Consider the following 14,660-nt stretch of genomic DNA (forward strand, 5'->3'; position numbering starts at 1 on the left):
GGCACGGGGCCCGGGCCGCTCCCTCGCCCGGTCCCCGGCCCGCCCGGCACCCATGAGTTCAGGGTTTCCTGAATTCAGGATCATGTGTACTCTCGGGGCATGCTGGAACTCGCCGCCGACATCGACGTCCTGGCCCGGTTCGGCCGGGCGCTGGCCGAACCCCTCCGCTGCCGGATCCTCCTCGCCCTGCGCCGGGCCCCCGCCTACCCCGCCGAACTCGCCGAGGCCCTCGGTGTCTCGCGGACCCGGCTGTCGAACCATCTGGCCTGTCTGCGCGACTGCGGTCTGGTCGTCACCGTCCCCGACGGCCGCCGCACCCGCTACGAGCTGGCCGACGCACGCCTCGGGCACGCGCTGGACGATCTCCGGGCCGCCGTGGTGGCCGTCGAGTCGGGCCGCACCTGCCCGGACGCCGAGGAGAAGGGCTGCTGCTGAATGTCCGGCACGCCCGCGCTGCCCCCGGGGCCCGCCCGCCGTGACGTACTGGCCCGCCGGATACGGCTGTTCGTGGCGGCGACGATCACCTACAACGTGATCGAGGCCGTGGTCGCGCTCGCGGCCGGGTCCGCCGCCTCGTCCGGCGCGCTCATCGGCTTCGGCCTCGACTCCGTCATCGAGGTGTCCTCCGCCGCGGCCGTCGCCTGGCAGTTCTCCGCCGCCGACCACGCCACCCGGCAGGCCCGCGAGGCGCTCGCCCTGCGGATCGTCTCCTTCTCCTTCTTCGCCCTCGCGCTCTATGTGGGCGTCGACGCCGTGCGCACGCTGGCCGGCACCGGCGAGGCGGACCACTCCGTGACCGGCATCGTGCTGGCCGCCCTCTCCCTCGCCGTCATGCCGTTCCTCTCCGCGGCCCAGCGCAGGGCGGGCCGGGAGCTGGGCTCGGCCTCCGCCGTGGCCGACTCCCGCCAGACCCTGCTGTGCACCTGGTTGTCGGCCGTGCTGCTGGCGGGGCTGCTCGTCAACCTGCTGCTCGGCTGGTCCTGGGCCGACCCGGTCGCCGCCCTCGTGATCGCCGCCTTCGCCGTCAAGGAGGGCCGCGACGCCTGGCAGGGCAAGGGCTGCTGCGCGGCCCCCGGCCCCGCCGCACCGCCGCCGGGGACGGAGCGCGCCACCTGCGACTGCCGCCCCGGGCACGCCTGTTGCCCCTGACCCGCACAGCCGCACCCGCGCCGGGGCCGCCTGTCCGCCTGCCTGCCTGTCCGCCTGCGACCGTGCGCGCGACGTGTGCGCCGGGCCCGGGGCCGCGCCTGCGACGCCGGGCCGTGCGGCGGGAGTGCGCGGGTGCTGTCGTCAGGAGGGCCGGGCGGCAGGGGAGACGGTGCCTGCGGTGAGGCCGGCGGTGATGAAGGCGATGACGGTCCGGGTGTCCGGGAAGGGTGCCGTCTCCAGCGGAGACCTGGCCATGGGCCTGCCGTAGGTCTCCATGACGAGGGTGAAGGCCAGGCGGCAGCGCTCGGTGACCTCCTGCGGGCTCAGCTCCGTCAGGGCACGGCCGACCAGCACCTCGAACGGCGCGGGCCCGAACAGCGCGGAGACGTGCGGGAGTTGCCCCGTGGGCAGCGCCGCGCGGGCCAGCAGATGGCAGAGCATACGGCCGTCCCGGGTGGCGGCCAGCTCGGCGAACGGCTCGACCATGGCGGTCACGAGATCGTGCACGGCCGGCGCCGGGCCGGACGGCCGGGCCAGCTCCCGCATACGGTCCATCCACAGTGGCCGCAGCTCCTGTTCGAGGAGCGCGGTGACCAGCCCCTCCCGGGATCCGAAGTGGTAGTGCACCGCGCCCGGGTTGAGCCCGGCGGCGGCGTTCACCGCGCGGACCGAGACCTGGTCGGCCCCCTTCTCCAGGAACAGCCGCTTGGCGGCGGCGAGGAGGCGTTCTCTCGTGGGGGCGTCCGGGTGGCTCATGCACACATTGCACCACAGGATTCCGCCACCCCTATCGTCTTCCAATCAGTGATTGGTCTACGGTTGGCCGCATGACCGCCGTGCGGAGTCCGTAGGCACGGCCGGTGCCGCACGGCCGGACGCCGGGACGTCTACGGCTGGATCCCCGTCGTTCCCGTCGACCCCGCCGTCCTCGTCGTCCCCGTCATCCCTGTCGTCCTCCGTCGCCGGCCGGCCGGGCGGCCCGGGGCCCGACGGACCGACCCGATGGGCCGGTGGCCCGACGGTCGTACGGATCGCCGGAGCGGTACGGCCGGTCGGCCGGAGGGCGCCGCGCGGCAGCTGAACGCAAAGGAGAGCAGAAGTGGGCACCTTCGTCGTCACCGGATCCGCCTCGGGCATGGGCGCAGCGGGCGCCGAGCGGCTCCGCGCCGCCGGGCACGAGGTCATCGGGGTGGATCTGCGGTCCGCCGAGGTGAGCGCCGACCTCGGCACCGACGAGGGGCGGCGGCACGCCGTCGCGGAGGCGCTCGCGCTCAGCGGGGGCACCCTGGACGGGGTGGCCGCCGTCGCCGGTGTCGGCCCGTCCGTGCCGGACGCCGCCGCCGTCGCCTCGGTCAACTACTTCGGAGCCGTCGCCCTGTTGGACGGACTCCGGCCCGCACTGGAGCGGCACGGGGCCGGCCGCGCCGTGGTGATCACCTCCAATTCGGCCACGACCGTCCCCGCGGTCGACGAGACCCTGGCGGAGCTGCTGATCGCCGGGGACGAGGACGCGGCCCGTGCGCGGGCCGCCGCCGCGCAGCGCTCCCCGGCCGCGGCGGTACCGGGCAGCCCCTCCCTGTCCGCCTACGCCACCTCGAAGTTCGCGCTCGCCCGCTGGGTACGGCACACCGCCGTCACCCCGGAGTGGGCCCGCCGGGGCATCCTGCTCAACGCGATAGCGCCCGGCGCCGTACTGACCCCGCTGATGACCGGCGCCACCGGCGCGGCCGAGGACTTCGACCCCGACGCGTTCCCCACCCCCATGCCGCTCGGCACCTTCGGGCGGCCCGCGGACATCGCGTTCTGGATCGAGCAGTTCCTGCGCCCCGAGGCGCGCTTCACCACCGGTGCGGTGCTGTGCGTCGACGGCGGCACGGACGCCGCGATGCGCCCCGACGCCCAGCCGACGGCCATGAACCCCATCGGCCTCCGGCCCCGACGTGCCCCCTCGGCAGCCCGCTGATTCCCGCGGTTCCCGCCTGCTCGGCAGCTCCCGTGGCTCCGTGGCCCTCGTGAGCCCCTCGTGAACCTCACAGCACCCGAGTTCAGCTGAAGTACGCGCAGGTCAGCAGGTCAGCAGGTCAGCAGGTCGGCAGGTCAGCAGTACCCGAAGCATGCGAAACACCGAAGTGCCGCACCCCGTACGGAGGTTGGTATGACAGCGCCCGCACTCTTCGAGCCGGCCCGTCTCGGCCCGCTCACACTGCGCAACCGGATCATCAAGGCAGCGACGTTCGAAGGCATGACCAAGGGCGCCGTCGCCGGTGACGGGCTGATCGAGTTCCACCGTCGGCACGCCGCCGGCGGCGTGGCCATGACGACCGTCGCCTACTGCGCCGTCGCCCCCGAGGGCCGCACGGAACGCCACCAGATCTGGATGCGCCCCGACGCACTGCCCGGACTGCGCCGGCTCACCGACGCCGTCCACGCCGAGGGGGCGGCGGCCTCCGCGCAGATCGGGCACGCCGGGCCGGTCGCCGACGGGCGCTCCAACGGCCGCCCCGCGCTGGGCCCTTCGCCCATGTTCACACCGCAGGCCCTGGGCCGGGTGCGGCAGGCGAGCGAGGCGGACATCGCCCGCGTCACCCGGGCGCACGCCGATGCCGCGCTGCTGGCCATCGAGGCCGGATTCGACGCGGTGGAGATCCACCTCGGGCACAACTACTTCGCCAGCTCCTTCCTCAGTCCGAAGGTCAACAAGCGCAAGGACGCCTACGGCGGTTCGCTCGCGGGCCGCGCGCGGGTGGCGCTGGGCACGGCGCGGGCGGTGCGGGACGCGGTCGGCGACCGGATCGCCATCCTGGCCAAGCTCAACATGGACGACGGGGTGCCCGGCGGGCTGTGGCTGGACGAGAGCCTCCAGGTGGCGCGCCGCCTGGAAGCGGACGGCAGCGTGGACGCGCTCGAACTCACCGCCGGAAGCTCGCTGTTGAACCCGATGTACCTCTTCCGGGGCGACGCGCCGCTACGGGAGTTCGGCGCGGCCATGCGCAACCCCGTGGTGCGCCTCGGCGTACAGGCGGTGGGCAAGCACTTCATCCGCAGCTATCCGTACGAGGAGGCGTACCTCCTGGAGAGCGCCCGCCAGTTCCGGGCGGCGCTGGACCTGCCGCTGGTCCTCCTCGGCGGGATATCCCAGCGGGAGACCGCCGAGCGCGCCCTGGCCGAGGGCTTCCCGTTCGTCGCCATGGCCAGGGCGCTGCTGCGGGAGCCGGACCTCGTCGACCGGATGCGGCAGGACCCCGGCACCCGTTCGCTGTGCGTCCACTGCAACAAGTGCATGCCGACGATCTACTCCGGCACGCGCTGTGTCCTGGCGGACGACAGCGGACTCGGCTCTGCCGCGCCCCACGCACGCTGATCCGCCGGTCCCGGACGGGGGGCGGCGGGGACGGGCGAGGGGGCGGCCGGGGCCGTGCCCGGCGGGATCAGGACGGTACGGGCGAGGCCGCGGGCAGCTCCTTGTCGCCGCCGGGCTTCGTACAGCCCCGGTCGCCGGACTCCAGCTCCCAGCACGCCTTCACCTGCCGGGGGATCGGCGCGCCCAGCATGAACGTGAAGGCCGCGCGATTGGCGTCGTCCGGTACGACCTCGTCGTAGGTGCGGCCGTCCTCCCGGACGAGTTCGACGCGGTCGCCCGGCGTCGCGGACTTGATACGCGCCCACGCCGCGCGGCACGCGCTGCTGTACCGCACCTCCACATACGACTCCTCGGCCCGTTCGGCGGCCGACGTCCAGGCATCGCCGCCGCAGCCCTTGTCCACCGGGTCCTTGCCGTTGCAGGAGTCACCGTGGCACCGGGCCTCCACGTCCTCGACCGGCGCCTTGGACACCGCGGTTCCGCCGGTGCTTCCGCCTCCCGCGGGGGACGGCTCGTCCCGGGTCACCGCGAACGCGACGGTGGCGCCCACGACGACGAGGAACGCACCCGCCACGAGCACGGCGTTCCGCCTGCCCGGCCGACGCCGCGGCCCGCCCGCCCCGGAACCGGTACCGCGCCCCGGTTCCGCGGGCCCGCCCGAACTCCCGCCGCGCGCGGACCCGTTGGCGCCCACAGCGCAGTCGCCTTGCACTGGCCCACCGGACGCGCCGGACGCGCCGGACGCGCCGGACTCGACCGACGCATCGGGTTCACCGGGTCCACCGGGTTCACGGGGTCCGGAGAGCTCACCGGGGCCACTGGAGGCGACGGGCTCACCTGGCTCCGTGGATCTGCCTGTCCCGACCGAGCCGCCTGCCCCGTTGGGCTCACCGGCCCCGTCGGGCTCACCTGATCCGCCCGGCTCACCGGGCCCGTCGGTTCCGCCGGGCCCGGTGGTTGTGGTGCCGGTCCCGGAGTTCCGTGCGGTCTCCGCCAGCTCCCACAGGGCGACCATCCGCAGCGGATCCGTACCGGCCCGCACGGCGAGGGTCTCCACCGCCCGACGGGGCGGGAGTTGGCTGCCGTTGAGACAGCGTTCCCAGGACGACTTGCTGTAGGCGGTGACCGTGGCCAGCTGTGCGAGCGTGAGGCCCGCCGCGTCCTTGGCGCGGCGCAGTTCCTCCACCAGGCGCCGTACGTCGAGTTCGAGTGCCTCGGGTAGTGCCTTCCAGTCGCTCATCGCCCCCCTGATCCCCTTCCTCGGTCAGCTCGTCCGGTCGGACGGCCCGGCCGCTTCTTCCCCTGGCCCCTTCTGCCCTTGCCTCTTCCGCCACTTCGGCCGCTCAGCCCTTCAGTCCTTCAGCACTTCTGCGCTTCGGCCCTTCTGCGCTTCGGCACTTCTGCTCCTCGGCCGGGCCGGGCGGGTGCGCTCGCTCGGCCCGCACTGGTCCGCGCGGGCACCGGGCCGCTCCGCACGGCGGCGTCGTGACGATTGTCCCCGCGCACCGCCCAACTGTCCCCGTGGCGACGGACAGCGGTTACCGCGCGGGCCGGGGCGGGGGAGGATGGAGCCATGCCTCGACACACGGTGCGTGTCCTCGTCCTCCTGGCCGCGCTCGCGGCGACCGGCTGCGCCTCCGACGGCGGTGACGCCTCGTCCGACGGCAAGGCCGGTACCCCGTCCCCGGGCCCGACGGCGGATGTGGGCCACCTCCATGTCCGCGGCGGCGGCGCCCTCGCGGACGACTGGGACGACGAGGGGCTGCTCGGCGAGAACCTGCCCGTCCGCAGCGATCTGGCGGCCCTGTGGCAGACGGTCCTGTGGGCGGACGGGTACCTCGACAAGTCGCGTATCGACTGCCATTACTCCCGGGCGACCCGCCGGGCGACGCGCGCCTGGCAGAGCAACCACGCGCTGCCCGCCGACGGCATCGTCGGACAGCAGTCGTTCGGGAAGGCGGCGCGGCGGCTGGTGCGGCGGGACGGGCTGGTCGTCTTCGAGGGCAAGCGGCACGATGTGCCGCTCCGCCGGGCCGAGGACGGGCGGTATCTGGTGGAGGACGCGGGCCGGTACAAGCCGCTGCGGCGGGACACGACCACGCTCACGGTGTGTGCACGGGCCGCCCGTTGAACACCCCAGCCCCGTAGCCGGTCAGTCCGTCCAGGCGCGGTTGCCGGCGTCCACGCAGGAGTGCCGGCCCTCGATGACCGCGCACACCTGCACGTTCGAGCCGAGGTGGTCCGGAGCGGGGGCCATCGCCGTGCGCCCGGCACCCGAGCCCTCCCACAGCTGACCGGCACCGGGAGCGCTCAGCGAGATGCCGCGCACATCCTCGGCGGGTGTCACCGCGCCCCACACGGCGGAGCACGCGGCGCTGTGGAAGACGGTGATGCGGTGCGCCTTGATGCCGTAGCGGCCCACGGCGCGCTGGTCCGCCCGGCAGCCCGCGTCCTCGGGATCGCGCCCCGCGCACGCCGTGCCCCGGCACCGGGCGTGGTCACCGGCGGCCGGGCCGGTGGCGGGGGACGGCAGCGCGTACGGCCAGACCGGCCGTCCGGTCGTCCTGCCCGAGGCGTCCGGTACACACGCCAGCAGGACGAGCGACACGAGCGCGACCGCCCAGCGGAGCGCCCGCACCCTGCCGGTACCGCCGGACGCTTCGGCCGGGGCTCCGGAATCGGCGCCCGCGCCGGAGGCCGGGGCGGCGCCCGCGTCGCTTCCGGCACCGGCCCCGGAACCGGCTTCGGAACCGGCCCCGGAACCGGACCAGTTGGCGGCCTCCGCGCCCGTGCCGGGGCCGGTATCGGTGCCCGGCTCGGAGGAGTCGGGGGAGTCGGGGGAGTCGGAGGAGGCGGAGGAGGCGGCCGAGCGGGGTCCGGGCGTGGTGGCGTCCGGGCGCGGTTCCGTGGCCGTGGTCGTGGCCGCACGGTGCGTCAGCCCCCACGCCTCGTGCGCCGATTCCCACATCACATGCAGCCGGACCAACAGCTCACGCTCCGTGCCCGCGAACGTGGCGAGGGCTTCCACCGCCTCCCACGGCGGGAAGGTCACCGCACTCAGGTACCGCTGCCATGTGGACGCGCTGTAGGGCGTCTTGGCGGCGAGCGCGGTGTTGCTCAGACCGCTGCGGTCCTTCAGCTGCCGCAACCGCTCCACGAGCCGCCGCACCTCCGGCCGCACGTGTCCGGGCAGCGGACGCCGGCGTCCCATCAGTCGTCCTCCCCTCCCGGCGCCCGGTGGTGTGCACCCGGGTCCGCGCGCCTCCAGTGTCCCGTACCGCGGCACCCGGTCCGCCCCGGTGTCCCGCAGCGCTGTCACTCCGGAATGCATCTGCGCAGGTCACAGGTGTGGGTTTCCCGTCGTACCCCGGATCGGGAGCTTCGCGTTCCCCTTTCCGCGCGGGCGGTCCAGGCTGGAACAGCGGGCCGGGCCGGCACCCCGACCGGGACGGACGGGCCGGCCGCCGGGCAAGGACGGCACGACGCATCGGGGGGCACAGGTGCCAGAAGAACGACGGTTTCATGTGCGGGTGCTGGGACCGCTGGAGCTGGACCGCGACGGGGTGTCCGTGCCCCTGCCGAGGGGCGCCCAGCGCACCCTGCTGGCGACGCTGGCGCTGCGCCCCGGCCGGCCGGTCCCGGTCGGTGTGCTCGCCGAACGGCTGTGGGACGACCGTCCGCCCGCCAGCGCGCAGGTGACGGTGCGTAACCATGTCAAGCGTCTACGGCGCCTGTTGGACCCCTCGGGCCGGGCCCCCGCCGTCCACTTCGAGAACGGCGGCTACCGGCTCGATCTCGACGCCGACGCGCTGGACCTGCACCGCTTCCGGGCACGCACCGCACAGGCGGAGGCCACGGCCGACCCGGACGAGGAGGCCCGACTGCTGCGCGAGGCCCTCGCGTTGTGGCGCGGCCCGGCGCTGACCGATGTCACGAGCGACGCGCTGCACCGCGAGGTCGTCCCCGCCCTGGCCGAGGAGTACGCACAGGCGCAGCACCGGCGGATCAGCCTCGACATGCGGCGCGGCGCACACGCCGAAGTGATCACCGAACTGCGTCGGCTGGTCGGCGAGGACCCGCTGCGGGAGCGGTTCTGGGCGCTGCTGATCCGGGCGCTGCACCGCACCGGCCGACAGGCGGAGGCGCTCGCCTGCTACGAGGAGTGCCGCCGGGCCGTCGCGGACGCGCTCGGGGTGGACCCGAGCGCCGAACTGCGCGAGCTGCACCGCCGCCTGCTCGCCGACGGGGCCGCGCCTCCGCACCCGCCCGCCCGGACGAGTGCGCCGCCCGCGCACACCCGGACGCCCGCGCCCCCGTACGCGACGGCCCCGCGAGACACGGCACCGCGAGATACGGCACCGCCACACACGGCACCGCCACACACGGCACCGGACCGCCAGGCCCGATCGAATCACCGGGCTCAGCAGCCCCGACAGCTGCAACAGCCCCCACAGGTCCAACGGGCCCGGGCGATTCAGCAGCCCCGACAGAACCAGCAGGCCGGGCAGGCGCAACAGGTGCAGCCGGTCCATCAGGGGCGCCGGGAACGTCAGGAGCACGGCGAACACCGGCAACGTGCGGTACACGCCGTACCGGCGGCACGTGCGGCCCACCCGGCACCCGCGCTCCGCTCGGCGCAGTCGGCGCAGTCGGTGCCGTCGGTACGGCGGGCCGCCACCGCGTCGGCACAGCCGCCGGGAGGACCTCCGGCGAGCCCGGTGACGCGCCCGGCGGACACGCTGGTGCGTCCCGGTCAACTCCCGCCCGACGTACCCCACTTCACCGGCCAGGACCGCCTTCTCGCCGCGCTCGACGAGGGGTTCGCGCCCGCGCGGGGACGGCCCGCCGCACCCGCCGTGGCGCTGGTGGGCGAGGCCGGAGTGGGAAAGACCGCGCTGGCCGTGCACTGGGCGCACCGGATGCGCGGCTCGTTCCCGGACGGCCAGCTGTACATCGATCTCGGCGGCCACGGTCCGCACGCCCCGCTGACACCGGGCGACGCCCTCGCGATCCTGCTGGCCGGGGTGTACCCGGGCTCCCTGCCGGAGGGGACCGCCGCCCGCACGGCCCTGTGGCGCAGCGTCCTGGCGGACCGGCGGATGCTCGTCGTGCTGGATAACGCCCACGACTCCGGGCAGGTGCGCCCGCTGCTGCCCGGCGGTGACCACACCGTAGTCGTCACCAGCCGGAACCAGCTCAGGTCGCTGGTGGCCCGGGACGGCGCGCACCGTGTGCAGGTCGGCCGGCTGACCGCCGGAGCGGCGGCGGCCCTCTTCGGCGCGCTGGTCGGGCACCGGCGCTGTGCGGCGGAACCGGAGGCCGTCGCGGGCTTCGTGAGCAGCGCCGCCCGCCTGCCGCTGCTGCTGCGCGGCGCGGCGGAACGGGTGAACCGTCACCCCGGCGCCCTGTTGGCCGAGCTGTCCGGCACGGCACTCGACGGCCACGGGCGCCAGGACGGCCACGACGCCTACGACGGTTACCGGAACCACGACGCGTACGACGGCCACGAGGCTCATGATGCTGACGACGGTCACCGTGCCGACGAGAGCCACGGGAGCTGTGCGGGCCACGACGGTCACGACGGCCACGACGGTCGCGACAGCCGTCCCGCAATGTCGCGGCGAGCCGACGGCCAGGGCACGAGCGCGGCACAGGACGACCCGGACGAGGGCCACGGACGCCGAGCGGACGGGCACACCGGTTGCCAAGTACCTGGCGGAGGCGGCGGGTTGGGGCCGGATCCGACCGGCGGCGGAAGCGCCACCGGCGGGCCGCATGCGACGAGCGGGCCCGCGAGGGCGCCGGCGGGCGGGATGCCGACGGACACGGTGCAGGGGGCGGCACGGTCGCAGTCGGCTCCGGCGGGGGTTCCGCCGCTCGTGGCCCGGTCCTACCGTGCGGTGCCCGCCGAGGCGAGGCGGCTGCACCGGCTGCTGGCCGCGCGCCCGGGCAGAGGGATCGACGCCCGCGCCGCCGCGGCAGCCGCCGGCCTGCCGGTCCCGGAGGCCGCGCGGCTCCTGGACCGGCTGGCCGAGGTGCATCTGCTGCTCCAGCGGGCGCCGGACGCCTTCGAGCTCGACGCCCTGACCGCCGCCCGCTCCCGCCTCCGCACACCGCCACCCCGCCGTGCCGCGGTCGGACGCCCGCCGACCGGCGCCGCCACGGAGGGAGGCCCGGTGGCCGAACACACCGCGGCCGGACGCACGGTGGCCGAACACACGGCGGTCCGGCGCACGGTGGCCGAACACGCCGTGCCGGGGCACCCGTTGCTCGCCGCCGCGCCGGCACGGACGGTTCCCGGAGGCGGGATCCGCCCGCTGCCCGCCCGCGACGGCACGTCTCCGCAGCGGGCGGTCGCGATGCCGCACGACGGTGCCGGACGCTGAGATCCGAGGACGGGGGCGCGAAGGGAAGTTGCGGCTCCGCGACGGGTTCAGACGGTGAGGACGAGTTTGCCCTGGAGGTGACCGTCGTCGAGCAGCCGGTGTGCGTCGGCGACGCGCTCGAACGGGAACGTGCGCTGCACATGGACCCGGAGCCGCCCCTGTTCGACGAGGGCGACGAGACCGCGCAGGGCGACCGGATCGGGGTCCACAGCGATACCGCTGAAGCGTATGCCGGCCGCCTCGCACCGGTCCGCGAGCCGCTTATCGTCCTCGGAGGTCGCCGTCACCAGGTGGCCGCCGGGACGGAGCACGTCGAGTGACCGCGCGGCGGTGTCGCCCCCGATCGTGTCGAGCACGACGTCGACGCCGCGGACCGCCTCGGTGAAGTCGACAGCGCGGTAGTCGATCACCTCGTCGGCGCCGAGCGCCTCGACGAACTCCCGCTTGCCCGCGCCGGTCGTCGTGAGCACCTGTGCGCCGAGCGCCTTGGCGATCTGGATCGCGACATGGCCGACCCCGCCGCCACCGCCGTGCACGAGGACCCGATCGCCCTCGGTCACGCCGCCGATGTCGACGAGGCCCTGCCACGCGGTCAGCCCGACGACCGGCAGCGCCGACGCCTCGACGTGCGAGAGCGACGCCGGCTTGGGCGCCAGATGCAGCGCCGGCGCCGCCACGACCTCGGCGTACGCGTTCGCCGCCCGCGGGAACAGCGGCATGCCGAACACCTCGTCGCCGGGCCTGAACCGGCTCGTCTGCGCCTGTTCGACCACGCCGCTGATGTCCCAGCCGAGGACGAACGGGGGCCGGCCGAGCAGCGGGAACTCGCCGGCGCGCAGCCGCGCCTCCAGCGGGTTCAGCCCGATCGCCCGGACGCGGACGAGAACTTCGGTGGGGAGGGCCCGGGGCTCGGGTGCTTCCACGACGGTGAGCACCTCGGGGCCGCCGAGCGTCTGCTGGGTGATGGTTCGCATGATCTTCCTGACTTTCTCCGGGGAGACACCGAGGCTAGATTTCCGACAGGAACCGCCAGGTACCTTTGGCGCCATGAGCGGTTTCGGTCCCGGTGATCCCTTCCTTGCCGACTGCCCGGGGCGTCTGGCGGTCGAGTTGATCGCCGACAAGTGGACGGTGGTCGTGCTCTACGGCCTCAGCAGGGGCCCGGTGCGCCACGGTGAGCTGGCCGAGCTGATCGGCGACATCTCCCGCAAGATGCTCACCCAGACGCTCCGGCGGCTGGAGGCGCACGGCCTCGTCAGCCGCCACGCCTACGCCGAGGTGCCGCCCCGCGTCGAGTACGAGCTGACCCCGCTCGGGGCGACGCTGATCGAGCCGATCCACATGCTGACCGAGTGGGCGAGGGAGCACGGTGACGCGGTGCTCGACGCGCTCGACGCCGGTGCGGAGCCGTCCGCGCGCGCCGACCGAGGCCCCCGCCGGGACACATGACGGTGCGAAGCGGGCCACGGCACAGGCGACGCCGACGAGCCCGCGCCGACAGCTCCCGGCGCCGATGAGCCCCGGTGTCGACACGAGCCGCGCCGACGGGCTCCGGCGCCGACGAGCCTGGCGCCGATAAGCCCCTGCGCTGACGAGCCCCTGCGCCGACGAGCCCCTGCGCCGATAAGCCCCTGTGCCGACGAGCCCCTGCGCTGACGAGCCCGGCGCCGATGAGCCTGCGCCGACAGGTCCCGGTGCCGATGAGCCCCGGTGCCGGTGAGCCGAGCCGACGGGCTCCGGCGTTGACGAGCCGCGCTGACAAGCCGCGCTGACGGGCTCCGGCGCCGACGAGCCCGGCGCTGATAAGCCCCTGCGCCGATAAGCCCCTGCGCTGACGAGCCCCGGCGCCGTAGGCCCGCCGGGCGGGCCCGGATCACCGGGGGCGACCGCGCCGGTCGGCCCGCCGCAGTATCGGGCCCTCGGCGCCGGGCCCTTGGCGCCGGGACCCCGACACCGCGCCTCGGCGCTGGACTTCGACGCCGGGCCCCGGCCTCGTCCCCTCGTCCCCTCGTCCCCTCGTCCCCTCGTCGTCGGACCTCGGCCCGGGGCCGGGTGGCGCAGCCCCGGGCGCGGTTCCCCCGTGGGCGGGCCGGCGGCCGTGGAGTCCCCCGAGCTCCGTGGCCTGCCGGCGCCGCCGGGCCCCGGGTGCGGCAGGCCCCCCGTTCGCCCGCCGCCTGCCCGGCGCCCTGCCACCGCGACTGCCCGTCGGGTGCCGTGACGAGCACCGTGCCGAGGGCCCCCGTGCCCCCGGCCGGACCGGGTCGCGGTTGCGTCTTCGACGTTAGGGGGCGGCGGTAGCAGCCCCGTAGCACTCACGCGGGACCGTGCCTTTCCCGTGCGACGGCGCTGGACGGCCCCGGCCCCGGCCTCAGCCCCGGCCCCGGCCCCGGCTCCGGCTCCGGCTCACGGGCCTCCGGTCCGGCCGCACCGCCCCGATCACCCGGCCGGGCCCGCGCATGCCCCGCAGGAATGGCACAGGAACGGACGGATCTTGGACGCGCGCAGGGACACGGCCGTTCACTGGTGTGTGCCGCACGATGCGGAGATCGCGGCACGGGGCCCACCGATTCCCGCGGACCAACTCGACCGGTACCGCGGGGAGTCGGTCCGGCCGCGCGCCGCCGGTGCGCCCGGACGGTGCGGCGCGGCCGATGCCCGCCCCGCCCGCACGCCCGCCACAAGGAACGCACGCCTACCGGACCGGAGCCGGAGATGACCGACCAGCGCCTCATCGCCGTGGAAGAACACCTCACCACCCCCGCGTTCCTCCAGCGGGCCCACGCCCTGGACTGCTACCCCGGCGACCGTACCGAGGTGCGCCTCACGCGCGCGGTCGAGAGCGAGGACCCCACCCGGTCCCAACTCCTCGACCTCGACGCCCGCCTGGCCGTCATGGACGCATGCGGACAGGACATGGCCCTGCTCAGCCTCAATCCGCCGGGAGTGCAGCCCTACGGCCCGGCCGACGCGGTCCCGCTGGCCCGCGACGTCAACGACGCGCTGGCCCGGATCGTCCGCGACCACCCCGGCCGCTTCGGCGGACTCGCCACCGTCGCACCGCAGGCCCCCGACGAGGCCGCGGCGGAGATCGAGCGCGCGAAGCACACGCTCGGACTGCACGGCATCATGATCAACTCGCATACCGACGGGCACTACCTCGACGAGCCGCGGTTCGCCCCGCTGCTGCAAGCCGCCCAGGCACACCGCGTACCGCTCTATCTGCACCCGCGGGTGCCGAGCATGCTCGCCCCCTACGCTGCCCATGGCCTGTCCGGTGCCGTCTGGGGCTACGCGGCCGAGGCCGGGCTGCACGCCATGCGCCTCGTCATGAGCGGCACGCTGGACCGCTACCCGGACCTGAGCATCGTTCTGGGGCACCTCGGCGAAGGCATCCCGTTCCACTTGTCGCGCATCGACAACCGCTACGCCTTCGCCCGGCGCGTCTCCGGCGCGGCCACGCCCACCGCGCGGCTGGAGCTGACGCCCGGCGAGTACTTCCGGCGCAACTTCACCTTCACCACCAGCGGGATCGACGATCCCCACGTCCTGGAACTCGCGCTGCGCACGGTGGGCGACGACCGCATCATGTTCGCCGTCGACGCCCCCTACGAGGAGACGGCGGAGGCCGTCCGCTTCCTCGCGGCGGCGCCGCTCAGCGACACCCAGCGCGCGAACATCAGCCACCGCACCGCCGAACGCGTCTTCGGCCTGTAGGGACCCGTCTCCGTGCCGAAACGCTCAACGCCCCGCCAGGGACGGAGACT

12 protein-coding genes are annotated in these 14,660 nt (G+C 75.0%); 8 read left to right on the forward strand and 4 right to left on the reverse strand.

Going from position 1 to position 14,660, the window contains the following annotated elements; genetic code table 11:
* Window positions 1-99 precede the first annotated feature (99 nt).
* Together SCA03_RS11375 and SCA03_RS11380 are read left to right on the forward strand one after the other, a co-directional pair.
* Complete coding sequence (locus SCA03_RS11375) at window positions 100-435, forward strand: ArsR/SmtB family transcription factor (protein WP_030881168.1); 336 nt, start codon at window positions 100-102, stop codon at window positions 433-435.
* The gene (locus SCA03_RS11380; RefSeq protein ID WP_030887926.1) at window positions 436-1,149 is read left to right on the forward strand and encodes a cation efflux transmembrane domain-containing protein; all 714 of its coding nucleotides are present in this window, start codon (window positions 436-438) and stop codon (window positions 1,147-1,149) included. It begins immediately after the preceding gene.
* Window positions 1,150-1,290: 141 nt separating this feature from the next.
* Here SCA03_RS11380 and SCA03_RS11385 read toward each other — a convergent pair whose 3' ends face one another.
* Window positions 1,291-1,905, reverse strand: a complete 615-nt coding sequence (locus tag SCA03_RS11385) for a TetR/AcrR family transcriptional regulator (RefSeq protein WP_030881172.1) — start codon at window positions 1,903-1,905, stop codon at window positions 1,291-1,293.
* A gap of 343 nt (window positions 1,906-2,248) precedes the next feature.
* On the opposite strand from SCA03_RS11385, the gene SCA03_RS11390 reads away from it, so the two are divergent.
* A complete protein-coding gene (locus SCA03_RS11390) occupies window positions 2,249-3,112 on the forward strand; it encodes an SDR family oxidoreductase (RefSeq protein ID WP_086814949.1) in 864 nt (287 codons plus the stop codon).
* 192 nt (window positions 3,113-3,304) lie between these two features.
* Window positions 3,305-4,510: an NADH:flavin oxidoreductase gene (locus SCA03_RS11395; protein WP_086814948.1), complete on the forward strand. Its 1,206-nt coding sequence runs from the start codon at window positions 3,305-3,307 to the stop codon at window positions 4,508-4,510.
* A 67-nt stretch (window positions 4,511-4,577) separates the two neighbouring features.
* On the opposite strand, the gene SCA03_RS11400 is transcribed toward SCA03_RS11395, so the two are convergent.
* Entirely contained in the window at window positions 4,578-5,750 is a 1,173-nt protein-coding gene (locus SCA03_RS11400) for a helix-turn-helix domain-containing protein (RefSeq protein WP_141275349.1), read from the reverse strand.
* Between the two features lie 333 nt (window positions 5,751-6,083).
* On the opposite strand from SCA03_RS11400, the gene SCA03_RS11405 reads away from it, so the two are divergent.
* Entirely contained in the window at window positions 6,084-6,641 is a 558-nt protein-coding gene (locus SCA03_RS11405; RefSeq protein ID WP_078874792.1) for a peptidoglycan-binding domain-containing protein, read from the forward strand.
* A 21-nt stretch (window positions 6,642-6,662) separates the two neighbouring features.
* Here SCA03_RS11405 and SCA03_RS11410 read toward each other — a convergent pair whose 3' ends face one another.
* The gene (locus tag SCA03_RS11410) at window positions 6,663-7,721 is read right to left on the reverse strand and encodes a helix-turn-helix domain-containing protein (protein WP_158102233.1); all 1,059 of its coding nucleotides are present in this window, start codon (window positions 7,719-7,721) and stop codon (window positions 6,663-6,665) included.
* 319 nt (window positions 7,722-8,040) lie between these two features.
* Between SCA03_RS11410 and SCA03_RS11415 the strand changes: the two genes are divergently transcribed.
* A complete protein-coding gene (locus SCA03_RS11415; RefSeq protein ID WP_158102232.1) occupies window positions 8,041-10,896 on the forward strand; it encodes a BTAD domain-containing putative transcriptional regulator in 2,856 nt (951 codons plus the stop codon).
* Window positions 10,897-10,943: 47 nt separating this feature from the next.
* On the opposite strand, the gene SCA03_RS11420 is transcribed toward SCA03_RS11415, so the two are convergent.
* On the reverse strand, window positions 10,944-11,870 hold the full coding sequence (locus SCA03_RS11420; protein ID WP_086814077.1) for an NADP-dependent oxidoreductase: 927 nt from the start codon (window positions 11,868-11,870) through the stop codon (window positions 10,944-10,946).
* A gap of 73 nt (window positions 11,871-11,943) precedes the next feature.
* Here SCA03_RS11420 and SCA03_RS11425 point away from each other — a divergent pair, with 73 nt between their 5' ends.
* Together SCA03_RS11425 and SCA03_RS11430 are read left to right on the forward strand one after the other, a co-directional pair.
* Window positions 11,944-12,345: a winged helix-turn-helix transcriptional regulator gene (locus SCA03_RS11425; protein WP_030887912.1), complete on the forward strand. Its 402-nt coding sequence runs from the start codon at window positions 11,944-11,946 to the stop codon at window positions 12,343-12,345.
* A 1,263-nt stretch (window positions 12,346-13,608) separates the two neighbouring features.
* Window positions 13,609-14,610, forward strand: a complete 1,002-nt coding sequence (locus SCA03_RS11430) for an amidohydrolase family protein (RefSeq protein WP_030887909.1) — start codon at window positions 13,609-13,611, stop codon at window positions 14,608-14,610.
* The last annotated feature ends 50 nt before the right edge of the window (window positions 14,611-14,660 follow it).

The organism is Streptomyces cacaoi (assembly GCF_006539165.1).
Taxonomy (GTDB): Bacteria; Actinomycetota; Actinomycetes; order Streptomycetales; family Streptomycetaceae; genus Streptomyces; species Streptomyces cacaoi.